25 protein-coding genes are annotated in these 20046 nt (G+C 64.2%); 12 read left to right on the top strand and 13 right to left on the bottom strand.

What is annotated here, in order from left to right:
- The first annotated feature begins 391 nt into the window (after window positions 1–391).
- The 5 genes from NKI19_RS29170 to NKI19_RS29150 all read left to right on the top strand — a co-directional run bounded on the left by NKI19_RS29170 (window position 392) and on the right by NKI19_RS29150 (window position 4673).
- The gene (locus NKI19_RS29170; RefSeq protein ID WP_352567499.1) at window positions 392–1168 is read left to right on the top strand and encodes an SDR family oxidoreductase; all 777 of its coding nucleotides are present in this window, start codon (window positions 392–394) and stop codon (window positions 1166–1168) included.
- Window positions 1165–3243: an excinuclease ABC subunit UvrC gene (gene uvrC / locus NKI19_RS29165; RefSeq protein WP_352567500.1), complete on the top strand. Its 2079-nt coding sequence runs from the start codon at window positions 1165–1167 to the stop codon at window positions 3241–3243. The genes NKI19_RS29170 and uvrC overlap by 4 nt, the downstream gene beginning before the upstream one ends.
- Window positions 3244–3343: 100 nt before the next feature.
- Window positions 3344–3940, top strand: coding sequence for a CDP-diacylglycerol--glycerol-3-phosphate 3-phosphatidyltransferase (pgsA, locus tag NKI19_RS29160; RefSeq protein ID WP_023719790.1), 597 nt, complete (start codon window positions 3344–3346; stop codon window positions 3938–3940).
- 1 nt (window position 3941) lies between these two features.
- Window positions 3942–4199: a molybdopterin converting factor subunit 1 gene (gene moaD, locus NKI19_RS29155; RefSeq protein WP_023677674.1), complete on the top strand. Its 258-nt coding sequence runs from the start codon at window positions 3942–3944 to the stop codon at window positions 4197–4199.
- A 3-nt stretch (window positions 4200–4202) separates the two neighbouring features.
- The gene (locus tag NKI19_RS29150; protein WP_352493233.1) at window positions 4203–4673 is read left to right on the top strand and encodes a molybdenum cofactor biosynthesis protein MoaE; all 471 of its coding nucleotides are present in this window, start codon (window positions 4203–4205) and stop codon (window positions 4671–4673) included.
- Window positions 4674–4692: 19 nt separating this feature from the next.
- Here NKI19_RS29150 and NKI19_RS29145 read toward each other — a convergent pair whose 3' ends face one another.
- The 4 genes from NKI19_RS29145 to NKI19_RS29130 are packed head-to-tail and all read right to left on the bottom strand — an operon-like array spanning window position 4693 to window position 7251.
- Complete coding sequence (locus NKI19_RS29145; RefSeq protein ID WP_352493232.1) at window positions 4693–5187, bottom strand: DoxX family protein; 495 nt, start codon at window positions 5185–5187, stop codon at window positions 4693–4695.
- Window positions 5188–5192: 5 nt separating this feature from the next.
- Window positions 5193–5993 carry an HvfC/BufC family peptide modification chaperone gene (locus NKI19_RS29140; RefSeq protein WP_352493231.1) on the bottom strand — a complete coding sequence of 267 codons (801 nt, stop codon included), beginning with the start codon at window positions 5991–5993 and terminating at the stop codon, window positions 5193–5195.
- Entirely contained in the window at window positions 5980–6900 is a 921-nt protein-coding gene (gene bufB / locus NKI19_RS29135; RefSeq protein ID WP_352493230.1) for an MNIO family bufferin maturase, read from the bottom strand. Before bufB ends, NKI19_RS29140 begins: the two co-directional genes overlap by 14 nt.
- A gap of 27 nt (window positions 6901–6927) precedes the next feature.
- A complete protein-coding gene (locus NKI19_RS29130) occupies window positions 6928–7251 on the bottom strand; it encodes a BufA1 family periplasmic bufferin-type metallophore (protein ID WP_352493229.1) in 324 nt (107 codons plus the stop codon).
- Window positions 7252–7546: 295 nt separating this feature from the next.
- Here NKI19_RS29130 and NKI19_RS29125 point away from each other — a divergent pair, with 295 nt between their 5' ends.
- Together NKI19_RS29125 and NKI19_RS29120 are read left to right on the top strand one after the other, a co-directional pair.
- On the top strand, window positions 7547–8314 hold the full coding sequence (locus tag NKI19_RS29125; RefSeq protein ID WP_352493228.1) for a YbaY family lipoprotein: 768 nt from the start codon (window positions 7547–7549) through the stop codon (window positions 8312–8314).
- A gap of 194 nt (window positions 8315–8508) precedes the next feature.
- Entirely contained in the window at window positions 8509–8778 is a 270-nt protein-coding gene (locus NKI19_RS29120) for a hypothetical protein (protein ID WP_352493227.1), read from the top strand.
- A gap of 72 nt (window positions 8779–8850) precedes the next feature.
- Here the strand turns inward: NKI19_RS29120 and NKI19_RS29115 are convergent, their stop codons facing one another.
- The 6 genes from NKI19_RS29115 to NKI19_RS29090 form a co-directional block, all read right to left on the bottom strand.
- Window positions 8851–9459: a class I SAM-dependent methyltransferase gene (locus NKI19_RS29115; RefSeq protein ID WP_352493226.1), complete on the bottom strand. Its 609-nt coding sequence runs from the start codon at window positions 9457–9459 to the stop codon at window positions 8851–8853.
- Window positions 9460–9611: 152 nt separating this feature from the next.
- Window positions 9612–10034, bottom strand: coding sequence for a nucleoside-diphosphate kinase (gene ndk, locus NKI19_RS29110; RefSeq protein ID WP_023677669.1), 423 nt, complete (start codon window positions 10032–10034; stop codon window positions 9612–9614).
- Between the two features lie 235 nt (window positions 10035–10269).
- Window positions 10270–10566, bottom strand: a complete 297-nt coding sequence (locus tag NKI19_RS29105; RefSeq protein ID WP_352493225.1) for a DUF1905 domain-containing protein — start codon at window positions 10564–10566, stop codon at window positions 10270–10272.
- A 28-nt stretch (window positions 10567–10594) separates the two neighbouring features.
- Window positions 10595–10717 carry a hypothetical protein gene (locus NKI19_RS29100; RefSeq protein ID WP_352493224.1) on the bottom strand — a complete coding sequence of 41 codons (123 nt, stop codon included), beginning with the start codon at window positions 10715–10717 and terminating at the stop codon, window positions 10595–10597.
- Between the two features lie 4 nt (window positions 10718–10721).
- On the bottom strand, window positions 10722–11357 hold the full coding sequence (gene bluB / locus NKI19_RS29095; protein ID WP_352493223.1) for a 5,6-dimethylbenzimidazole synthase: 636 nt from the start codon (window positions 11355–11357) through the stop codon (window positions 10722–10724).
- A 439-nt stretch (window positions 11358–11796) separates the two neighbouring features.
- Complete coding sequence (locus tag NKI19_RS29090) at window positions 11797–12507, bottom strand: glutathione S-transferase family protein (protein ID WP_352493222.1); 711 nt, start codon at window positions 12505–12507, stop codon at window positions 11797–11799.
- A 77-nt stretch (window positions 12508–12584) separates the two neighbouring features.
- Between NKI19_RS29090 and NKI19_RS29085 the strand changes: the two genes are divergently transcribed.
- The 3 genes from NKI19_RS29085 to NKI19_RS29075 all read left to right on the top strand — a co-directional run bounded on the left by NKI19_RS29085 (window position 12585) and on the right by NKI19_RS29075 (window position 14319).
- Window positions 12585–13097 (top strand): DinB family protein, encoded by a 513-nt coding sequence (locus tag NKI19_RS29085; RefSeq protein ID WP_352493221.1) that lies wholly within the window; start codon window positions 12585–12587, stop codon window positions 13095–13097.
- A 7-nt stretch (window positions 13098–13104) separates the two neighbouring features.
- Window positions 13105–13401, top strand: a complete 297-nt coding sequence (locus NKI19_RS29080) for a hypothetical protein (protein WP_352493220.1) — start codon at window positions 13105–13107, stop codon at window positions 13399–13401.
- A 129-nt stretch (window positions 13402–13530) separates the two neighbouring features.
- A complete protein-coding gene (locus NKI19_RS29075) occupies window positions 13531–14319 on the top strand; it encodes a GGDEF domain-containing protein (RefSeq protein ID WP_352493219.1) in 789 nt (262 codons plus the stop codon).
- Between the two features lie 12 nt (window positions 14320–14331).
- Here the strand turns inward: NKI19_RS29075 and NKI19_RS29070 are convergent, their stop codons facing one another.
- From NKI19_RS29070 to NKI19_RS29060, 3 genes are all read right to left on the bottom strand, one after another.
- The gene (locus NKI19_RS29070) at window positions 14332–14634 is read right to left on the bottom strand and encodes a DUF982 domain-containing protein (protein WP_352452964.1); all 303 of its coding nucleotides are present in this window, start codon (window positions 14632–14634) and stop codon (window positions 14332–14334) included.
- A gap of 165 nt (window positions 14635–14799) precedes the next feature.
- Window positions 14800–16881 (bottom strand): ATP-dependent helicase, encoded by a 2082-nt coding sequence (locus tag NKI19_RS29065; protein WP_352493218.1) that lies wholly within the window; start codon window positions 16879–16881, stop codon window positions 14800–14802.
- Between the two features lie 93 nt (window positions 16882–16974).
- Window positions 16975–17148: a hypothetical protein gene (locus tag NKI19_RS29060; protein WP_023677660.1), complete on the bottom strand. Its 174-nt coding sequence runs from the start codon at window positions 17146–17148 to the stop codon at window positions 16975–16977.
- Window positions 17149–17278: 130 nt separating this feature from the next.
- Between NKI19_RS29060 and NKI19_RS29055 the strand changes: the two genes are divergently transcribed.
- Window positions 17279–17458, top strand: a complete 180-nt coding sequence (locus tag NKI19_RS29055) for a hypothetical protein (RefSeq protein WP_254820275.1) — start codon at window positions 17279–17281, stop codon at window positions 17456–17458.
- A gap of 450 nt (window positions 17459–17908) precedes the next feature.
- Window positions 17909–19786: an ABC-F family ATP-binding cassette domain-containing protein gene (locus NKI19_RS29050; protein ID WP_352493217.1), complete on the top strand. Its 1878-nt coding sequence runs from the start codon at window positions 17909–17911 to the stop codon at window positions 19784–19786.
- Window positions 19787–20046 lie beyond the last annotated feature (260 nt).

The following is a 20046-nucleotide window of genomic DNA, read 5'->3' as shown; positions in this document are numbered from 1 at the left end:
CAGGCTTGTTGTTTATGAGCGCCCTCAACCCGTCCGGGGGATGAAACGGATCCGGCGTTCAACGGTTCCAAATGTCGTGTCGAAATGCGGCTGAAGCGAACCTGAACTTGGGTCATTCCCTGGCACGAATGAGGCAGAACCTTGACGTTGCATCTTCGCAACAGCGAATGTCAGCAGGTTCGCCGTGCTGCACTGCACACGGCTTGGTGTAAGGGCTCCAGCGCCCTATATTGCGGGCGGGCTGGCCCGAATTCCGGTCGAGCCAAAACGCCCACTGGCCACTTTGCCACAATCCTGCCCCAGGTGGAAATGGGATTTAACGCTTGGCGGGCCATAATTTGCCGGCGCGATCCCGGCAGGTCGGAATCGGCATCGAATTAAGGATTGACAGATGAGCAAGGTCGCCGCGACGGCACTGGTGACGGGCGGGGCGAAGCGGATCGGCAGGGCGATCGTCGAGGACCTTGCCGCGCATGGTTTTGCCGTCGCCATCCACTGCAATCGCTCGCTGGCCGAGGCGGAGGCACTGGCGGCCGAAATCAACAATGGTCATTTTGGTCGACATGGCCGGGCCGCTGTGATTGCTGCCGACCTGACCGACATGGACGCCGTCGGCAACCTTGTCGGCCGCGCGGCGGCGGCGCTCGGGCCGGTCTCGCTGCTGGTCAACAACGCCTCGCTATTCGAGCACGACAGCGTTGAGGAATTCGACTGGCCGGCCTGGGATCGCCATTTCGCCGTGCATGTCAAGGCGCCGGCGCTGTTGGCGCAGACTTTCGCCCGGGCCTTGCCGCAGAACAGTGAGGGGCTGATCGTCAACATGATCGACCAGCGCGTCTGGCGGCCGACGCCGCGTTATTTCTCCTATGCGCTGTCGAAGTCGACATTGTGGGCGGCGACCGAGATGATGGCGCAGGCGCTGGGTCCCCGCATCCGTGTCAACGCCATTGGTCCTGGCCCGACCTTGAAGAACACGCGCCAGCACGACAGCGATTTCGATGCCCAGATTGCCGGCCTGATCCTGAAACGCGGCCCGGAATTGCCGGAATTCGGTGCCACTATCCGTTATCTCTGGGCGGCACGCTCGGTCACCGGCCAGATGATCGCGCTTGACGGCGGCCAGCATCTTGCATGGCAGACGCCCGATGTGACAGGCATGACGGAATGAGCCCCATGGACCAGAAACAAAAAACGCGCGGCGGCGCCGACGACCTGCCGCCCGAAGTCGAGCTCGAGGACGAGGCGGCCGAGGAGGTCGTCGAGCCTGCGGCCAGCGGTCCGGACGTCACCTTCACCGCCATCGACTGGACCCCGCATGCCGGCGACGCCGACGGCATGGTCGGCGCCGAGGTGATCCAGACGCTGGTCAAGCGCCTGCCCAATGCGCCCGGCGTCTATCGCATGATGAATGCTGCTGGCGACGTGCTCTATGTCGGCAAGGCACGCAGCCTGAAGAAGCGGGTCACCAGCTACGCGCAAGGCCGGTTCCACACCAGCCGCATCGGCCGCATGGTGCGCGAGACGTCGACGATGGAGTTCGTCGTCACCCGCACCGAGATCGAAGCGCTGCTGCTTGAAGCCAACCTCATCAAGCGCTTGCGGCCACGCTTCAACGTGCTGATGCGCGACGACAAGTCGTTTCCCTATATCCTGTTGACCGGTGACCATGTCTCGCCCGGCATCTACAAGCATCGCGGCGCGCGCTCGCGCAAGGGCGATTATTTCGGCCCGTTCGCCTCGGCCGGCGCCGTCGGCCGCACCATTAACTCGCTGCAGCGCGCCTTCCTGCTCAGGAGCTGCACCGACTCCTTCTACGAGAACCGCACCCGGCCCTGCCTTTTGTTCCAGATCAAGCGCTGCGCCGGCCCGTGCACCGGCGAAATCTCGCATGGCGATTATGCGAAGCTTGTCGCCGAGGCGAAGGATTTCCTTTCCGGCCGCAGCCAGAAGGTGAAGACGGAGATCTCCGTCGCCATGCAGCAGGCTTCGGAGAACCTCGACTTCGAACGCGCCGCCATCTATCGCGACCGGCTGGCGGCGCTGTCGCATGTGCAGAGCCATCAAGGCATCAATCCGCAGACCGTCGACGAGGCCGATGTCTTCGCCATCCATCAGGAGGGCGGCCAGGTCTGCATCCAGGTGTTCTTCTTCCGCACCGGCCAGAACTGGGGCAACCGCGCCTATATTCCCAAGGCCGATCCGGCGCTCGAAGCCGGCGAGGTGCTGGGGTCGTTCCTGGCGCAGTTCTACGACGACAAGCCGACGCCGCGCACCATCCTGTTGTCGCATGGCGTCGAGGACCAGGAATTGCTGGCGGAGGCGCTCTCCACCCGCGCCGGCCGCAAGGTGTCGATCTCGGTGCCGCAGCGCGGCGAGAAGAAGGACCTGACCGACAATGCGCTGCAGAATGCGCGCGAAGCGCTCGGCCGGCGGCTCGCCGAAACCTCGACGCAGGCGCGGCTGCTCAATGGCTTTGCCGAGACCTTCGGCCTGGAAAAGCCGCCGGTGCGTATCGAGGTCTATGACAACTCGCACATCATGGGCACCAACGCCGTCGGCGCCATGGTCGTCGCCGGGCCGGAAGGTTTTGTGAAGAACCAGTATCGAAAGTTCAACATCCGCTCGACCGAGATCACGCCGGGCGACGATTTCGGCATGATGCGCGAGGTGATGCAGAGGCGCTTTTCGCGGCTGTTGAAGGAACATGGCGATGCCCCGCAAACCGGCGGCGCGGGCGAGGCGGGCCCTACCGAACCGGGCGACGATATCGAGGTCGCGGGCGGCTTTCCCGCCTGGCCCGACGTCATCCTCATCGACGGCGGCCAGGGCCAGATGACGGCGGTGCACAAGATCCTCGCCGATCTCGGCATAGAGGACCGCGTGGTGGCCATCGGCATCGCCAAGGGGCAGGATCGCGATGCCGGCCGCGAACGCTTCTTCGTCAAGGGCAGGGTCCCATTCTCGCTGCCCGTACGCGATCCGGTGCTCTATTTCGTCCAGCGGCTGCGCGACGAGGTCCATCGTTTTGCCATCGGTTCGCACCGCGCCCGCCGCAAGAAGGAGATGGTCAAGAGCCCGCTCGACGAGATCAGCGGCATCGGCCCCGGCCGCAAGCGCGCGCTGCTGATGCATTTCGGTACGGCCAAGGCGGTCAGCCGCGCCGCCGTCGAGGACCTGGTCAAGGTCGACGGCATTTCCGAGCAGGTGGCGAAATTAGTCTATAATCATTTTCACGAGAGCTAAGACCTATTGCCGATATTTCGGCTGGCTAATCGATTCTGGCCTGTTGACCCCCCACATTCGCTTCTGATTTGACTAAGCAGGCAGAAAGAGTTCCCAAAACATGTCCCAGCGCGCGTTCAACCTGCCCAACATGCTCACTTACGCCCGCATCCTGGCGGTGCCGCTGGTTGTGCTGTGCTTTTTCCTGGAGGGGCATCTGAAATCGAGCGACTTCGCCCGCTGGTCGGCGCTCATCATTTTCCTGCTCGCCTCGATCACCGATTACTTCGACGGCTATCTGGCGCGCGCCTGGCAGCAGACCTCCAACATCGGCAAGATGCTCGACCCGATCGCCGACAAGCTGCTGGTCGCCACTTGCCTGCTGCTGCTCGCCGCCGATACCGATCGTCATGCCGGCATCGCCGGCTGGTCGCTATGGGCGGCGATCATCATCCTGTGCCGCGAGATCCTGGTTTCGGGCCTGCGCGAATATCTGGCGGCTTTGAAGGTCTCGGTGCCGGTGACGCAGCTCGCCAAATGGAAGACCACCATCCAGATGATCGCCATCGCCTTCCTGCTGGCGGGACCTGCCGGCGACAAGATCTTCCCGCTGACCACCCAGACCGGGCTGGTGCTGCTGTGGATCGCCGCCCTGGTGACGCTCTACACCGGCTACGACTATTTCCGCGCCGGCCTCAAGCACATCATGGATGAATAAAATGTCGACGAAGCTCATCTATTTCGCCTGGGTGCGCGAGCGGATCGGCAGACCGGAGGAAGAGGTCGAACTGCCGGCCGGCATCGAAACGGTCGCCGACCTGTTGCGCTGGCTGAAGTCGCGCGGCGAGGAATACGAGAACGCGCTGCAATATCCTGACGTGATCCGCGTCGCCATCAACCAGGAACATGTCGAGCACCGCGAGAAGATCGCCGGCGCGCGAGAGATCGCGCTGTTCCCGCCGATGACCGGTGGCTGAACCATGTCCGTGGTGGTGCCTGTCGTGCGCATCCAGGCGGAGGATTTCGACGTCGCCGCCGAGATCGCCAGGCTGACCAGGGGTCGCAACGACATCGGCGCTGTGGTGACCTTCTCCGGCCTTTGCCGCGACGAGCAAGGCAGGCTCTCGGCGCTCGAGCTCGAACATTATCCCGGCATGGCCGAAGCCGAGATATCCCGCATCGCCGGCGAGGCAATCGAGCGCTGGCCGCTGCAGGGGCTCACCGTCATCCATCGCCACGGCAAGATCGCGCCGGGCGAAAACATCGTCCTGGTGGTGGCCGCTTCCACCCACCGGCAGGCGGCGTTCGAGGCCGCGAATTTCCTGATGGACTATTTGAAATCACGGGCGCCGTTCTGGAAAAAGGAACACCATAGCGACGGTTCCGAGGGCGGCTGGGTCGACGCCAAGGAGGCCGACGACAAGGCGGCGAGCCGCTGGAAACGAGACTGACCAGGCGTTCCGCGAGCCCTCAACCTTTGTCAGTGCCGATCAAATGATCGAGCGAAATCCGGCCGGGTCCCCAGGCCATGATGCCAAGCGCCATCGCCGCCCAGGTAATGTGCAGCGGCCAGCCGTCCGGCACGGTGAGCTCGATGACCAGCGTCATCACCAGCAACCCGAATGCCGCCGGTCGCGTCGCCAGGCCGAAAACAAGGAGAACTGGCAGCACGATCTCTGCTGACCCTGAGGCGAACGCCACCAGCCCAGGTGCCGGAAAATCGTAAGGGCCGCCCGGCAGATGCAATTTGAGTTCCGAGCTGAAAAGCAGCACGGCGACATCGTTCAACTGTAGAAAACCGTCCCATTTGTTGACGCCGGACCGCCAGAACGGGACGGCGAGGCCGCAGCGCAGAACAAGCTGCGTCAGCGATGGCGTCGCGATCGTGCGCAGGGCGGCATTCAGCCTTTCGACGAGAGCGGCGACCCCTCGCGGTTCGGTGCTCGCGTTCTGTCCATCGCTCATCGTGCTCACCTTTCGTGATGTGCCGTCGTGAAGGCTCCCGCTTCCAGCACGCCGGCAATGTTGGCGGAAAGCTCGAATTCGGCACTCTCCGCAAATGCCGCCGCGGCCGCCGCGCCGAGCGCCTCGCCCGCGATCAGATGCGAGACAAACACTGCGCCGCCGGGCGGCAGGTGGCGGACGAAGACCTCGAGGCCGGGCCGCGTGACCAGCGCATCTTCGGCGCCCGTTGCCCGGATCGGCCCAACAGGAGCCTCGTTCCGGTTTGCCGCGAAGACCGTGACTGCCGGGAACCGGGAGCGCGCGACCCGCGTCGCCGGATGCGGCCGCAGCACGGTATCGGCAAGCCTCTCGCGAGCGATCGACGCCAGTCCCTCAGCCGACAGCGCCTCCGCGTCGGCGGCATGATAGGCGTCGAGCCAAGCCCGCTCGATGCGCGCCACGTCGGCCAGCCACGGCATCGACTGCGCGTATTCGTAGCGCTCGATGAAATCGGGAAAGTCGCGGCCATATTCGAATAGAAGCGGCGAGGTAGGTGGCGTTTCGCGGATGTGAAATCGCGCCATCGCGCGAAAGAAATCCGGGCCGGTGATGCGCAGCGTCGCTGGAAAGCTGGCAGCCAGCGCATCGATCAGGCTGACCGTGACGTTGTTGCGGTAGACGGCATATCGCTTGACCGCAGCCTTCCCGTTCGGCCCCGAGATAGAGTCAGGCGGGGCACGGGCAGGATCGAGCAAACCGGCGGTGAATGCCGCGGCATAGTCAAGCCGGCGGCCGAGATCGCCCGACTGGAGCTCATCCTGCGGCATGGGCTTTTCCGAAATCGGCATGACGGTCGAGGATGGCTTGGGCGGCGGCTGCCTCCGCCTTGAGCACCGGCCACTCCGGAATGTCGCTGTCCCATTCGATCAGCGTCGGCAGTGGCCCGCATCGGCCGATGACGCTATCGAAGAGCCTCCAGACCGCGTCGGCAACCGGGCCGTCATGGCTGTCGATGAGCAGCAGGTCGCCCTCGTCGTCCTCCTGCTTGGCGTGCCCGGCCAGATGGATTTCGCCGACATGTTCGAGCGGGAAATCCGCTAGATAAGAACGTGCCGAATAGCCGTGATTGGTGGCCGAGACGAAGACGTTGTTGACGTCGAGCAGCAGGCCGCAGCCGCTACGCCGAACCAGCTCACGGATGAAATCCGTCTCGCTCATCGTCGATTCCGGAAAAAGCACATAGGTCGAAGGATTCTCGAGCAGGATCGGACGGCCGACCGTGCTCTGCACCTCGTCGATGTGATCCGCCACGCGCGAAACCGTTGCCGGCGTGTAGGGCAGGGGTAGCAGGTCGTTGTAATAGGTGGTGTCGTGGGTCGACCAGGCGAGATGCTCTGAAACGAGCGCCGGCTCGTAGCGATCGACCAGCGCCTTGAAACGACCGAGATGCGCCTTGTCGAGCGGCTGCGGGCCGCCGATCGACGTGCAGACGCCATGCAGCGAGACGGGATAATTGCGGCGGATGCGGGCGAGCGCGTCGTGCGGCGGGCCGCCGGCGCCCATGTAGTTTTCCGCATGAACCTCGAAGAAGCCGCTTTGGGGGCCGTCGCCGAGGATTGCGGATAGATGCTCATGCTTGAAACTGGTGCCGGCAAGCCCGGCGATCGGGTGCGCCGGAAAGCGCGAGGCCTCCGACATGCGGGATGCTGGACGGCTCGGTCCGTTCATCGTCATCGCCGCTTTCCGGGCAGGGTGCGTCGCTTACGATGGGACGTCGCGGGTCAGCTCGGTGGGTGAGCCCTTGCGGCCGCCGGGTAGGTCCATCGTCGTGCAGGTGCCGCCGTCGACGAACTTCCAGGCGTTGCCTTGGTAGTCGACGGTCGAGGTACCTTGGCAGGTGGTTCCCGGGCCTGCCTTGCAGTCGTTCTGTCCCTTTAAGGCGACGCCAAAGCACTTCTCCTTGCCGGCGTCCATCGCTGCCTTGACCTGTGCCTCGGTCAGCGGCGCGGCCGTCGCAAAAGAAGCAAGAGCCGTGGCAACGGCGCTGGCCAGTAAGGCCGCGCTCACGGTTGATCTCATTGACATGATTTCACCTCCGGTTGGGTTTTAAGCGCACTCTCCTCAGCGCGCATTTGTCAGTTCGGTCCGGACGCCCGCCGTGTTACGTCTGTTTGGAACACGAATTCGTGATCGCCTGAGGCTTGGCCGAGGGTGGCCTGAACAGGGTTTGCGGAGCGGCCAAGAAGGCCGACGACAAGGCGGCGGGCAGCTGGAAGCGCCCGCCGTCCAAATAAATCCCTGGGACAGCCATGCCCATACCCCGCCAGCCATTCATTGACCGCAATCCTGCGAGACCTTTGGCCGGAAGGGGAGCAGGATCATGCTGGACAGGATCGCCGAGTTCTTCATCTTCGGACTGGTGCCGCTGGCCGTCGGCATACTTGCCGTTCCGGATCGTTCCGTGGCTGCCGAAAAGACCATCAAGGGCGAGGTGATGTATCGCGAGCGCATCGCGCTGCCGCCCAATGCCGTGCTTTCGGTGCAGCTTGCCGACGTGTCGTTGGCCGACGCGCCGGCCGCGATCATCGGCGAGCGCAAGGTCGTGCCGGCCGGCCAGGTGCCGATCAAGTTCGAGATCAGCTTCGATCCGCGGGTGATCCGGCCTGATATGACCTACGCGCTGCAGGCGCGCATCACTGTCGATGACCGGCTGCTGTTCGTCACCGACACGCGCTATCAGGTCGACCCGCTCAGCGATGCGCCACAGACCGTCATGCTGAAAATGGCGGCGCCGGGCGACGAGCCGGCGGCAGCCTCCGTGTTCGGCCAAAGCTGGCTTGTCGAATACATCGACGGCATCGGCGTGATTACCGAGCCGCGGGCGACCTTCCGGATCAGCGAAGCCGGCAAGGCCGGCGGCAGCGGCCCTTGCAACGTCTATTTCGCCACCGCCAAGGTGGACGGCTCGACGATCGCCGTCAGCGACATCGGCTCGACCTTCAAGGCCTGCGCGCCTCAGGTCATGGCCGAGGAAAAGGCGCTGTTCGACGCGCTGGCCAAGGCAGCGTCCTACCACGTCGACGCCGGCAAGCTTGTCATTGCCGACAGAGACGGCCGCGACATCCTGCGCTTCAACGCCGCGAGCTAGCGCTTGGTCCGTGCCGACTGGCCGCCCGCGCGGCAGCCGCATGCCGATCACGTTGTGTTTCAGCGGGAATAGGCCGGGCAGGGGGTCCGTTAGTTCTTCATAAGATGGCGGGTAAGGCAAAAGGGACGTTTGTCCCTTCGTTGAAGCCGCCAGAATGGCTGCGGCTCGTTCTGGCCACTCAAAGGAGTCCAGACATGAAAACGCACACGCTTATCCTTGCCGCCACCGGTGCGTCGCTGCTTGCCTTTACCGGCCTTGCCAAGGCGGACGACCATCTGGTCAACGCTCTTGACCACGGTCTCAAAGCGGACAGCCAACCGTTCCGGACCAATAAGGCCGGCCATAGCGGCGATCTCGCGCCGGGGCAGGGCAGCCCGTTTTCAGGTGAAGAGACCAAGACCCCGTCCACCGACACGCCGGCGGCGAATGAACATGCGAACGTGAAGGAACGCCAGGCGAAATAGACTGCAGAACCCGCCGCTAGGGGGCGGCGGGCGACATACATCCTACCGGCGAGGCCGCATCACGAGGCATTCTCAATTCGTGGCGAGTTTGAATACCGCGCCATAGTGATAGGGCGGCACATCAACCAGCTCGGCGAGCTTGAATCCGCTCGCTTCCACCGCCGCGGTGGTCTGCTCGGGTGACAGCCTCAGCTCGGTCTTTGGCCCGCGCGGCTCGCCCAGGACCGTCGTTTGCTCGCGCGGATACTGGTGCCAGTTGACGATGGCAAAACGACCGTCAGGGCCAAGCGTCGTCCGCACCGCGCGGGCAAGGCGCGGCCGGTCCGGAACGCCATGGAAAGCGTTGGCCATGAAAACGAAGTCGACGGTTTGAGGCACCAGCCCGGCAAGCTCATAGGCGTCGCCCGCCACAAACTCGCAATTGTTCGCGCCGCCTTCGGTCAGCCGCTGCCTGGCGACTTCGAGCATATCTGCATCGATGTCGATGGCGATTACATGACGGGCGACCCTGGCGATTGGCAGCGTGAACCAGCCGTCGCCGCAGCAGAGATCGACCACGTCCATGCCGGGCTTTATTCCCACTGCCGTCAACACCCCGGCAGGCTCGGGCCACAGCGCTTCCCACCAGCCGCTGGTTGGCATTTCGGTGCCCTGGAAGAAGCCGGGAATGGTGCTGGTCATGGCCTGGTCGGCTCCATTGTCGGGACCGCCTTTGATCCGCCCCTCCGAGCTTAACGCACGCGTGACCCGTCGAGGAGCCTAGACCTGAAAATGTCCGCTAACGAAAAAGGCCGGCGTCGCGCCGGCCTCTTGATGGGGTTCGGGATGCCGGCTCAGCCGACGATCTCGGTGTCCGAGAACCAGTATTTGATCTCCTGCGCGGCGGTTTCCGGCGCATCGGAACCATGTACGGAATTCTCGCCGATCGACAGCGCGTGCAGCTTGCGGATGGTCCCTTCGGCGGCGCTTGCCGGATTGGTGGCGCCCATCACTTCGCGGTTCTTGGCAATGGCGTTCTCGCCTTCCAGTACCTGCACGACTGTCGGGCCCGACGACATTGACTCGACCAGCTCGCCGAAGAACGGACGCTCCTTGTGGACGGCATAGAAACCTTCCGCCTCGCGGCGGCTCATCCACACCCGGCGCGAAGCGACGACGCGCAGGCCGGCATCTTCCAGTATCTTGGTGATGGCGCCGGTGAGATTGCGACGGGTCGCGTCCGGCTTGATCATGGAAAAGGTTCGTTCGAGCGCCATGGGATCGTCCTTGTGATGGAGAGTGGAATTGAAGGTGGCGGGCTCTATACAAGCCGCCCGCCGCCTTGCCAAGGGGACGCCGGCCCGGCGCGCATTTCTGCGCCGGGGCGGCGGACTTTCAAGTCGAACCATGCCGCCGCTCCACCTTTTTGCTGAGCATCGGATTTCCCGAAAACCGGTGGGTCGATCAACTGGCCGCCCTATAGCGCGTCGTCGTCAGCCTGAGACTACGTCGTCATAACTGCATCTCGATCGTCAGGTTGGCCGTGTCGCCAGCCCCGAGGCCTTCGCGGACCCGCACCGCGGTCTTGATCGGCAAGAGCAGCCTGCCGGATTTCTTGTCGGGAAACAGCGATGTCCGCCATCTGGTCTGGCCGATGACGGCTTCCACGCCAAGCGAACCCCAGGGTCGTGCCATCCCCATCATCGCCGTCTTGATCCGGGTCCCAAGCTCCGGCGGCAGCGTCACGAAATGCCAGCCGCCCTTGCCCGGATAGACCCAGATCTCGGCCTGCATGTCATAGCGGAACATTTCTATGCCCTTCCTCAGGTCAAGGCCGTCATGACTGGCTTTGCCATGCTGCCTTGTTGGCGATGCTGACGATCGGCGAACCATCGATGATTTCCACAGCCCTGCGGGGGAAAGCCATTCTTCCCTGCAAAGAGGATGGCAGCGCCGCCATTGCACTATCGCCTTGTTACGATAGACGGCCGCCGCGTTTCCCAGCCTTCCCGTTCCAGTTCCGGCACGCTGTGGTTCTCGCTGGCGTAGCCGATGCAGAAGTAACCGATCAGCGTCCACTCCGGCGGCACGTCCAGGATCGTCGCCATCTCGGCCGGATCGAGGATCGAGACCCAGCCCATGCCTATTCCTTCGGCGCGTGCCGCCAGCCACATCGTGTGCACCGCCATGACAGCGGAGTAGTCTATGGTGGCTGGCATGGTCAGGCGTCCGAGCCCATGCCCTTGCTCGGTTGCGCGGTCGGCGAAAACCGCAAGCTGGCAGGGCGCCTCGTTCAGCCCGGCAAGCTTCAGGCGTCCATAGAGCGCGGCGCGTTCGCCGCAAAAATTTGCGAGTGCCTCCGCGTTGCAGCGCTCGAAGCATGCCCTGACGGCGGCGCGGCGTGCTTCGCTCTTGACGATGACGAAGCGCCAGGGCTGGCTCAGCCCGACGGACGGCGCGGCGCCGGCAAGCTCGAGCAGGCGCTCCAGCGCCCCTTCGGGGAGCGGCGTCGGCTCGAACCGCCTGACATCGCGCCGCCACAGGAAAAGATTAGCGAGCCCGGCGCGAAAGTCGGCCGGGAACTCTGGGTTTGTGGTCATGGCGCGCTGCCTTTGTTGTGGTTGCCCGGTTCGCCGGACTTCGTCTTGTTTGCTTCGATCCGGGCAGTGATGAGGCGCCTCAAGCGACACTTCGTCTACCCGCATTGTCGCGTTTCGCCGGGCGCGAATTCTAATGCATGTCGCGCCAAAGCATGCCCTCGGGCTTGACCCGAGGGTGTGCAGCGGTTTCGCGGTAACGACATGCATCAAAAAACGAACCTAAAGCGCGCCACATGAGGCCGGTCGAACGCGAGGCGCTTTAGCCGAGGCCGGACGACATCGCCGCGATCTACGCCGTTGGACCTTGATCGGCAAACAAAACCCGCCTCGGCAAGCCGGGCGGGTCGTTGGAGCCAATTAGCACCATACCCAGATTAGTAGCATAGCTGCCGGCACAAAGCAAGAACAAAATGTGGCGTTGCCGATGAAACTGCCGATTTCAACTCTCGAGCGGGGCGATCGCTGCGGCCGCGACCGTACGGCCGAGGCCGCCGTGCAGATCGAGGCATCGTTCGAACCATTGCGCCACGACGTCGCTGTCGTCGAGCAGCCGGTAGGGCGTGGCGATGCGCGCCCATTGCAGCGCGCCGAAAACGATGTAGTCGGCAAACAGCGGCGACAGGCCGCCGATGAAGGATTGATAGCCAAGCATCGAGCGGAGCGGCTCCAGCGAGGCGCGGAAGCCGGCAAGCCCGGCGTCGCGGGTGGCGTATACCGCCTCCAGGCGCCTGCCGAAGCGCTGCTCGCGGTTGTGCCGGAAATAGGCGGCGTTCGCCTCGTCCTGCATGGCGTGCAGGTCCAATATCGCAGCGGTGGTGACGTAAGGATGGACGGTCAGCTGCGACCAGCGTTCGATGAAGCGCGCCGTCGCCTTGCCGCCGTCGCCGGAAAACAATGTCGGCCGCTCGGGATAGGCCTCCTCGAGATAGAGCGCGATAGCGAAGGAATCGGCGACCACCGTCTCGCCGTCGCGGATCACCGGAACGAGCTTCGAGACGCCGCCTTCCACCTTCGGCACTTCGAGGAAACGGGTCGGCACGCTGGTGATGTCGAGCCCTTTGTGGGCCAGCGCCATCGCCGCCTTCCAGCAATGTGGGCTGAACGGGCGGGCGGCATCGCGTCCGACAAGGTCATAGAGCAGAATGGTCATTGGCGGCAGCGTCCTTGCAGTCTAACTATGCCCGAAACAGACCCGCGCGAAACAGGGTCTCGCAGGTCGAGAGAAGAATGAAACAGCATTTCAGGATGTTTGCGGCCTACAATCAATGGGCTAATGGCCGCATCTACGATGCCGCCGCCGATCTCGACGAGGAAGAGTTCGACCGCAATATCGGCGTCTTCTTCGGTTCGATGATGGGAACGCTCAACCACCTCCTGGCAGCCGACCGTATCTGGATGAAACGCTTCACCGGCGAGGGCGACGCGCCGGCAAAGCTCGACGCGATCCTGCACCGCGCCTTGCCCGGCTTGCGGCTGGCGCGCGAGGCCGAGGACAAACGGATCATCGACTGGGTCGACGGCCTGAGCGATAAGGCGCTGTCGGGCCGCTTCTCCTACATGACCGTCTCCGATATGCGCACCGTCTCGCAGCGGCTGGCGCCGGCGCTCGACCACTTCTTCAACCACCAGACCCACCACCGCGGCCAGGCGCACGCGATCCTGACCATTCTGGGCAAGCCAAGCCTCGGACTGGACCTGACGATGTTCCAGCGCAGCGAGGAGGGCAGGGCTTTCGCTTGAACTTGGGATGGCTGGTGAAGCGGACGGTGGTAGAGGACAGATTGCAAAACGCGCCAAAACATTTTATGGAGCGCACGGTCGTGAGGGCGGCCGGTTCAGCAGCATTCAGCAGCAACAGCGAGAATTGGCACGCATGTCCAATGAACCCTTGCGCCTCGTGGCGTTCTTCGCCGTGGTCCTGGCGCTCCTCAACTCCGGTTATTATTTCCACCAGGGCGATATCGTCGCGACCATCTATTTCATGATCGGCGCCATTCTTGTGACCGCGGTCACCCGGATGAGCATCAGAAGGCAGCTGATTTAGGACCGATCTCCTTAGCTGGCCGCCATCTCGACGGCTGGTTCGCTCGACTGCGATCGAATTGAAAGCAAAGTCTTAGGACTTCGTTTGCGCTGTTGCTTCAAGGTAGCCGGCTGAAGCAGGAGCACAAGCATGCAGATCGATTTGTCCCCGACGAGCTGGGGCAGGGTCGTGGCGGTTACTGTCGGGGGCACGGCGGTCTGCATTGCAGCCGCGTTCTTCGTCGATTCCTTCAACTTCCCGTATTTGTCGCCGGAAGCGCTGTGGCGGGCGCAGCTCACTGACCTGCTGCTGCCGCTTGTCCTGGCCAGCTCGTTCTTCTCTTTCCTGATGTGGAAAATGCGCCAGCTGGCGATCGCGCAGAAGACACTGGCCGTCGTCGCGGCGACCGACAGCCTGACGGCGGTATTCAACCGGGGTGCGTTTTCCATGCTCGTCGAGGCCTATCTCGAACAGGCCCGCAGCCATTCCGTCGTTGATGCCGGCGCCTTGCTGATCGTCGATGCCGACCATTTCAAATCCGTCAACGACCGCCTCGGCCACGACTGCGGAGACCAGGCGCTCAAGCTGATCGCCAGGACAATCCAGGGCCAGCTACGCGGCGCCGATATCGTCGGCCGGATCGGCGGCGAGGAATTTGCGGTTTTCCTTCCCGGCGCAGATCCTTCGCAGTCCTGGCTGGTGGCGGAGACAATTCGCCGATGCGTCCGTGAGGCGGAGTTCTCGCCTGGCGGCCGGCCCTGTCCTCTCTCGGTCAGCATCGGCGGCGTCGCCTTCAGGGGGCCGACCACCTATGCCGAGATGTTCGTGGTGGCGGACAAGCACCTTTACAAGGCCAAATCGAACGGCCGCGACCAGGTCAGTTTCGAAACCGCGGCAGCGGGCGGCCCGCCGGGCGGTCGCCTAATGACAGTCCATTGACGGTCGTTTCTGTCAGGCGGCGTAGCCGCCGAGGCCCCGGGCGACCGGCTTGACCGAGACTGCCGGCTGGGCGGCCGGCCAGAGGATGCCTGCCGTCACGGCAAAGGTGATCAGGGCGTCGCGTGCCGCTTCGGCCGAGATCTCGCCGGCACGTGCCGCCTCGCAGGCCTTTACCGCGGCGCCATAGCTCAGCCGCCGGCGCGAAGGCGGGAACTCGGTCAGGAATTCGTGCATCTCGGAGAACGAAGCGATCGTACGCTTGTAGCCGGCGCCAACGGTTAGGGCGACCGGGGTGGAAAACGTCCTGTCGTGCATTCTGGCCTCTCGAATGGGCGGAGGTCACGGCGGACGCCGTTCTCCGGTCTGGGGGTCGGGCAGAAACGCGGATCACGGGGCGAGGTTCCATGTTGCCGGGATTGTTTTTTCGCCGGCTCCGGGAGCGGTCGCCGGGCGAGCAGCGCCAGCGGCGACGCGGGGTGCCTATTTCCACATGCCGCGCATGCGGGCGCCGAGGTCGACACGCACCTGCGGCTGGCGGCGCGGATCGTCCGGGGCCTGGACGCTGGCCCATGCCACCTGCTCGAAGGCGCCGAGGATCGAGCGCGGGATGAAGCGCGTGCGCGAGGCATAGACATGGCGGTCGCCGCGCGCCGCCTGGCCGTGGACGAAAAAGCGATGCGGCATGACCAGGTGCAGGCTATCCTTGGCCCGCGTCATCGCCACGTAGAGCAGCCGCCGCTCCTCGTCGACGTCCTCCTTGCTGCCGACGCCGAGATCGATCGGGATGCAGCCGTCGACGGTGTTGAGTACGAAGACGTTCTTCCACTCCTGGCCCTTGGCCGAATGGATCGTCGACAGGATCAGATAATCCTCGTCGCGGTGCGGCGGGCCGGCCTCGTCGCTGGTCGCGTCCGGCGGATCGAGCGTCAGCTCGGTGAGGAAGCGCTCGCGCGACGCATAGCCGGAAGCGATCTGCTCGAGCTGCAGGAGATCGGCCCGGCGCGTCGTCGCATCCTCGTGGATGCGTTCCAGATGCGGCTCGTACCAGAGCCTGACCTGCTCGATGTCGGCCGGCCATTTTTGCGCGCCGGCGCGCAAGCCGCAATAGAGCGTGACAAAGCCCGGCCAGTCGTCGGCGGCCCGCTGCGGCGGCCGATAGCGGGCCAGCCCCATCGTCTCGTCGAGCGACGTCGCCATGGTCTCGACGATCGCATTGGCGGCCGAAGGGCCGATGCCCGGCAGAAGTTGCAGCACGCGAAAGCCGGCGACGCGGTCGCGCGGGTTTTCGGCAAAGCGCAGCACAGCCAGCATATCCTTGACGTGGGCTGCATCGAGAAATTTCAGCCCGCCGAATTTGACGAAGGGGATGTTGCGGCGCGTCAGCTCGATCTCCAGCGGTCCGCTGTGGTGCGAGGCTCGAAACAGCACGGCCTGCGCCTTCAGCGCCGTGCCGGCTTCGCGTTCGGTGAGTATCGCCTGGCAGACATAGCTCGCCTGCTCGGTCTCGTCGCGCACGCTCACCAGCTTCGGCTTTTCCGCCGATTTGCGCTCGGTCCAGAGATTTTTGGTGAAACGTTCCGACGCTTCGCCGATTACAGCATTGGCGGCCGCCAGGATCGTCTCGGTCGAGCGGTAGTTGCGCTCCAGCATGACGACTTCCGCCGGCTGCGCGAACTGCTTGGGAAAATCCAGGATATTGCGCACTTCCGCGGCGCGGAACGAATAGATCGACTGCGCGTCGTCGCCGACCACCGTCAGCCCCGATCCGTCGGGCTTGAGCGCCGTCAGGATCGATGCCTGCAGCCGGTTGGTGTCCTGGTATTCATCGACCAGCACATGGTCAAAACGCGCACCCAGATGCGCGGCGATTTCCGGCTCGCCGGCCATCTGCGCCCAGTAGAGCAGCAGGTCGTCGTAATCGAGCACGTTCTGCGCCTGCTTGGCCTCGACATATGTGGCGAACAACTGCTTCAGCTGTTCGGCCCAGCCGGCGCACCACGGGAACACCGAGCCCAGCACCTCGCCGAGCGGCGCCTGTGCGTTGACGGCGCGCGAATAGATCGCAAGGCAGGTGCCCTTGGTCGGGAAGCGGGCTTCGGTCTTTGAAAACCCAAGCTCGTGGCGGGCGAGGTTCATCAGGTCGGCGGAATCCTCGCGGTCGTGGATGGTGAAGGCCGGATCGAGACCGATCTCCAGCGCATAATCGCGCAGCAGCCTGGCGCCGATGCCGTGGAACGTGCCGGCCCAGCTCAGCGAATCGGTAATGACGGAGGCATCGCGCCCCAGCACCTCGCCGGCGATGCGCTCGACCCGCTTGGCCATTTCCGCTGCGGCACGGCGCGAAAATGTCATCAAAAGGATGCGGCGGGGGTCGGCACCCCTGACGATCAGATGCGCGACCCGGTGCGCCAGCGTGTTGGTCTTGCCGGAGCCGGCGCCGGCAATCACCAGCAACGGCCCGGCGATCTTGCCGTCGCCATGTTCGACGGCAAGCCGCTGCTCGGCGTTGAGCTTCGCCAGGTAGGCGGGCTGGAAGGACGAATCACGGGCGGCGAGGTTCATCGCCCATCAAGCATCGTTTCTGCTTTGTTCGCAACGGTTTGCGGAGCCGGAATGGGCCTGTGAGCGAAGAAGCCTTGCGGGCAGACCCGTCGACTAACGCTCGGGCTCGACGCCCATCCTTGCCGATTGCCGTCGCAGCGCCTCGCGATCGTCCTGTGGCGGCGGCAACAGCAGCGGATCGAAATCGTCGGGCACCTCGTCGATCACTTTCTTGGCGACCCGATAGGCGACATAGACGATTGCTCCGGCGATGAGCAGACGGATCATGCCTTCCTCCATTGATTGTGGAGCAACCGGAGACGCGGCATTTGGTTCCAGGCCCCTTTGCGAATGCGGGAACGACACCGGCCGCGCAACCAAATCGCCGACGCCTCGTTGTCGGGCAGAGGAGACTGCGATGAAAAAGCGCTCAATCCTGCTGCTTATGGCGGCTCTGACGGTTGCGGGTTGCGACAACAACATCCAGCCGACCAAAGCCCCCGGCGACACCGTCGAGCAGAACCCGCAGGTCGACAAGAATCCGGTGCCGAAGTCTACGACCGGCGGCGATCAGCCCGGCACGCCGCCGAAACAATGACCGCCTCAAATGGCGTCGGCGCCGGTCAAGGAGGGTGGCCGGCGCCGCTTGGGAGGAAGCTGATGGCGCCGGCCAGGCGGAGATCAGGCCCGCCGCACATCCAAGGATAGCCGAGTCTTTCCGCAGCGTCATGGTCGATAGCGTACAGACGGCACGCCCCTGTGGACAAACGTGTCGGCCACGGCAGCGTTTGTTCATCACATAGTTCGTTCTTCCCATGGAACAAACCAGGCTGCTGCGTGTTTGGATGTCGATCGGACGCTCCCAAGGCCGCCGTTCACGAAAGAACCCGCGATCCTTATCCCCCCTCAGGATCGCGGGTTCTTTTTGCGTTTGCGGGAAGTTGCGGCGCGACAGGCTGACTTGCTTGCTGCCGGTTTTCGCGCCTTATGCGGCGAACCGGGGCTCAAGCCCTTGCGAAGCATGGTTGTCCCGTGCAAAAGCCCGGCCATGCTGATCATCAACGACCTTTCGCTCCGCATGGCCGGACGCCTGCTTCTCGACCATGCCTCACTGACCTTGCCAGCCGGCAGCAAGGCTGGCCTCGTCGGCCGCAACGGCACCGGCAAGACGACCTTGTTCAAGGCGATCACCGGCGATCTCGCCTCCGAGACCGGCTCGATCAGCCTGCCCAAAAACACGCGCATCGGCCAGGTCGCGCAGGAAGCGCCGGGCACCGAGGAGCCGCTGATCGAGATCGTGCTCAAGGCCGACCTCGAACGGAGTGCACTGCTCGAAGAGGAAAAGACGGCGACCGACCCGCACCGCATCGCCGACATCCACATGCGGCTGGCCGATATCGACGCGCACTCGGCCGAGTCACGCGCCGCCACCATTCTCGCCGGCCTCGGCTTCGACGATGCCGCGCAGCGGCGCCCGGCCTCGTCCTTCTCCGGCGGCTGGCGCATGCGCGTCGCTCTGGCCGCCGTGCTGTTTGCCGAGCCCGATCTGCTGCTGCTCGACGAGCCGACCAATTATCTCGACCTCGAAGGCACGCTGTGGCTGGAAAACTACGTGTCGAAATACCCGCACACCGTGCTGCTGATTTCGCACGACCGCGACCTGCTCAACCGCGCCGTCAACTCGATCGTCCATCTCGACCAGAAGAAGCTGACCTTCTGGCGTGGCGGCTACGACCAGTTCGAGCGCCAATACACCGAGCAGCGGGAATTGCAGGAGAAGGGCCGCGTCAAGCAGGAAGCCGCGCGCAAGCATATGGAATCCTTCGTCGAGCGCTTCCGCGCCAAGGCGTCGAAGGCGAGGCAGGCGCAGTCGCGCATCAAGGCGCTGGAGAAGATGAAGCCGATCGCCGCGATCGTCAACGACACGGTGCGGCCGTTCTCCTTTCCGGAGCCGGTGAAGACGGTGGCCTCGCCGATCATTGCGCTCAACAACGTCAACGTCGGCTACACCGAGGGCGAGCCGATCCTGAAGAAGATGACGCTGCGCATCGATGCCGACGATCGCATCGCGCTGCTCGGCGCCAACGGCAACGGCAAGTCGACCTTCGCCAAGCTTTTGGCCGGCCGGCTGAAGGCGGAGACCGGCAGCATGACGGTGGCGCCCGGGCTGAAGGTGGCAATCTTCGCGCAGCACCAACTCGACGACCTCAGGCCCGACGAAAACGCCTACGAGCACGTCCGTCGGCTGATGCCGGAAGCGCCGGAATCCAAGGTGCGCGGCCGCGTCGCCCAGTTCGGCCTGACCACCGAAAAGATGAACACCGCCGCCAAGGACCTGTCCGGCGGCGAGAAGGCGCGGCTCTTGATGGGCCTGTCGGCCTTCGAGGGGCCGAACCTGTTCATCCTCGACGAGCCGACCAACCATCTCGACATCGACAGCCGTGAATCGCTGATCCATGCGCTGAACGATTTTCCCGGTGCGGTCATCCTGATCTCGCACGACCGCCATCTGCTCGAAGCGACGGCCGACCGGCTGTGGCTGGTCAAGGACGGCGCGGTCAATCCGTATGACGGCGACCTCGAGGATTACAAGACGCTGGTCACCGGTGTCTCCGGCGACCGCCGCGGCAAGCGCGAAACGGACAAGGCCTCGAAAGCCGACCGCCGCCGCGATGCAGCCGCGCGCCGTGCTGCCTTCGAGCCGCTGGCCAAGGAAATCCGCGCCACCGAAGCGCTGATGGACCGCCTGCGCAAGCGCATCGACCTGATCGAGGATGAACTCGCCAACCCGGCCGTCTACGAAAAGGACCCCTCGACCGCGACAAGGCTAGCCAAGGAGCGCTCACAACTTGCGCAACAGCTGGCCGGCCACGAGGAAAAATGGCTGTCGATGTCGGCGGAGTATGAGGAAGGCACGGCGGAGTAGGTGAGCGTAATCTCCCCCCTCGTGGGGGAGATGCCCGGCAGGGCAGAGGGGGGCGCTGTCCCGCCAGCCTGACAGCCATTTGGAGCCGCCGGTCGTTGGAGTTTGATCAAGAGCGAGCCACACCGACGACGTAGCGATCCTTCGCGCCCCCCTCTGTCCTGTCGGCCATCTCCCCCTCAAGGGGGTGTTTGGACCGGGGACATCGCGAACAGGTGTGCGAGGACATCGCGAACAGTTTGGCGCGTTTTGCGCTGGGGGGT

This window comes from Mesorhizobium sp. M0751 (assembly GCF_040320265.1).
Taxonomy (GTDB): domain Bacteria; phylum Pseudomonadota; class Alphaproteobacteria; order Rhizobiales; family Rhizobiaceae; genus Mesorhizobium.
Note: the sequence above shows the minus strand (reverse complement) of the source record. Positions and strands in the feature narration are given on the sequence as shown.

Excerpts from the sequence above, each read along its gene's own strand:
- NKI19_RS29170 (WP_352567499.1), top strand. The coding sequence starts at position 392 with ATGAGCAAGGTCGCCGCGACGGCACTGGTGACGGGCGGGGCGAAGCGG.
- uvrC (WP_352567500.1), top strand. The coding sequence starts at position 1,165 with ATGAGCCCCATGGACCAGAAACAAAAAACGCGCGGCGGCGCCGACGAC.
- pgsA (WP_023719790.1), top strand. The coding sequence starts at position 3,344 with ATGTCCCAGCGCGCGTTCAACCTGCCCAACATGCTCACTTACGCCCGC.
- moaD (WP_023677674.1), top strand. The coding sequence starts at position 3,942 with ATGTCGACGAAGCTCATCTATTTCGCCTGGGTGCGCGAGCGGATCGGC.
- NKI19_RS29150 (WP_352493233.1), top strand. The coding sequence starts at position 4,203 with ATGTCCGTGGTGGTGCCTGTCGTGCGCATCCAGGCGGAGGATTTCGAC.
- NKI19_RS29145 (WP_352493232.1), bottom strand. The coding sequence starts at position 5,187 with ATGAGCGATGGACAGAACGCGAGCACCGAACCGCGAGGGGTCGCCGCT.
- NKI19_RS29140 (WP_352493231.1), bottom strand. The coding sequence starts at position 5,993 with ATGCCGCAGGATGAGCTCCAGTCGGGCGATCTCGGCCGCCGGCTTGAC.
- bufB (WP_352493230.1), bottom strand. The coding sequence starts at position 6,900 with ATGACGATGAACGGACCGAGCCGTCCAGCATCCCGCATGTCGGAGGCC.
- NKI19_RS29130 (WP_352493229.1), bottom strand. The coding sequence starts at position 7,251 with ATGTCAATGAGATCAACCGTGAGCGCGGCCTTACTGGCCAGCGCCGTT.
- NKI19_RS29125 (WP_352493228.1), top strand. The coding sequence starts at position 7,547 with ATGCTGGACAGGATCGCCGAGTTCTTCATCTTCGGACTGGTGCCGCTG.
- NKI19_RS29120 (WP_352493227.1), top strand. The coding sequence starts at position 8,509 with ATGAAAACGCACACGCTTATCCTTGCCGCCACCGGTGCGTCGCTGCTT.
- NKI19_RS29115 (WP_352493226.1), bottom strand. The coding sequence starts at position 9,459 with ATGACCAGCACCATTCCCGGCTTCTTCCAGGGCACCGAAATGCCAACC.
- ndk (WP_023677669.1), bottom strand. The coding sequence starts at position 10,034 with ATGGCGCTCGAACGAACCTTTTCCATGATCAAGCCGGACGCGACCCGT.
- NKI19_RS29105 (WP_352493225.1), bottom strand. The coding sequence starts at position 10,566 with ATGTTCCGCTATGACATGCAGGCCGAGATCTGGGTCTATCCGGGCAAG.
- NKI19_RS29100 (WP_352493224.1), bottom strand. The coding sequence starts at position 10,717 with ATGGCGGCGCTGCCATCCTCTTTGCAGGGAAGAATGGCTTTCCCCCGC.
- bluB (WP_352493223.1), bottom strand. The coding sequence starts at position 11,357 with ATGACCACAAACCCAGAGTTCCCGGCCGACTTTCGCGCCGGGCTCGCT.
- NKI19_RS29090 (WP_352493222.1), bottom strand. The coding sequence starts at position 12,507 with ATGACCATTCTGCTCTATGACCTTGTCGGACGCGATGCCGCCCGCCCG.
- NKI19_RS29085 (WP_352493221.1), top strand. The coding sequence starts at position 12,585 with ATGAAACAGCATTTCAGGATGTTTGCGGCCTACAATCAATGGGCTAAT.
- NKI19_RS29080 (WP_352493220.1), top strand. The coding sequence starts at position 13,105 with ATGGCTGGTGAAGCGGACGGTGGTAGAGGACAGATTGCAAAACGCGCC.
- NKI19_RS29075 (WP_352493219.1), top strand. The coding sequence starts at position 13,531 with ATGCAGATCGATTTGTCCCCGACGAGCTGGGGCAGGGTCGTGGCGGTT.
- NKI19_RS29070 (WP_352452964.1), bottom strand. The coding sequence starts at position 14,634 with ATGCACGACAGGACGTTTTCCACCCCGGTCGCCCTAACCGTTGGCGCC.
- NKI19_RS29065 (WP_352493218.1), bottom strand. The coding sequence starts at position 16,881 with ATGAACCTCGCCGCCCGTGATTCGTCCTTCCAGCCCGCCTACCTGGCG.
- NKI19_RS29060 (WP_023677660.1), bottom strand. The coding sequence starts at position 17,148 with ATGATCCGTCTGCTCATCGCCGGAGCAATCGTCTATGTCGCCTATCGG.
- NKI19_RS29055 (WP_254820275.1), top strand. The coding sequence starts at position 17,279 with ATGAAAAAGCGCTCAATCCTGCTGCTTATGGCGGCTCTGACGGTTGCG.
- NKI19_RS29050 (WP_352493217.1), top strand. The coding sequence starts at position 17,909 with ATGCTGATCATCAACGACCTTTCGCTCCGCATGGCCGGACGCCTGCTT.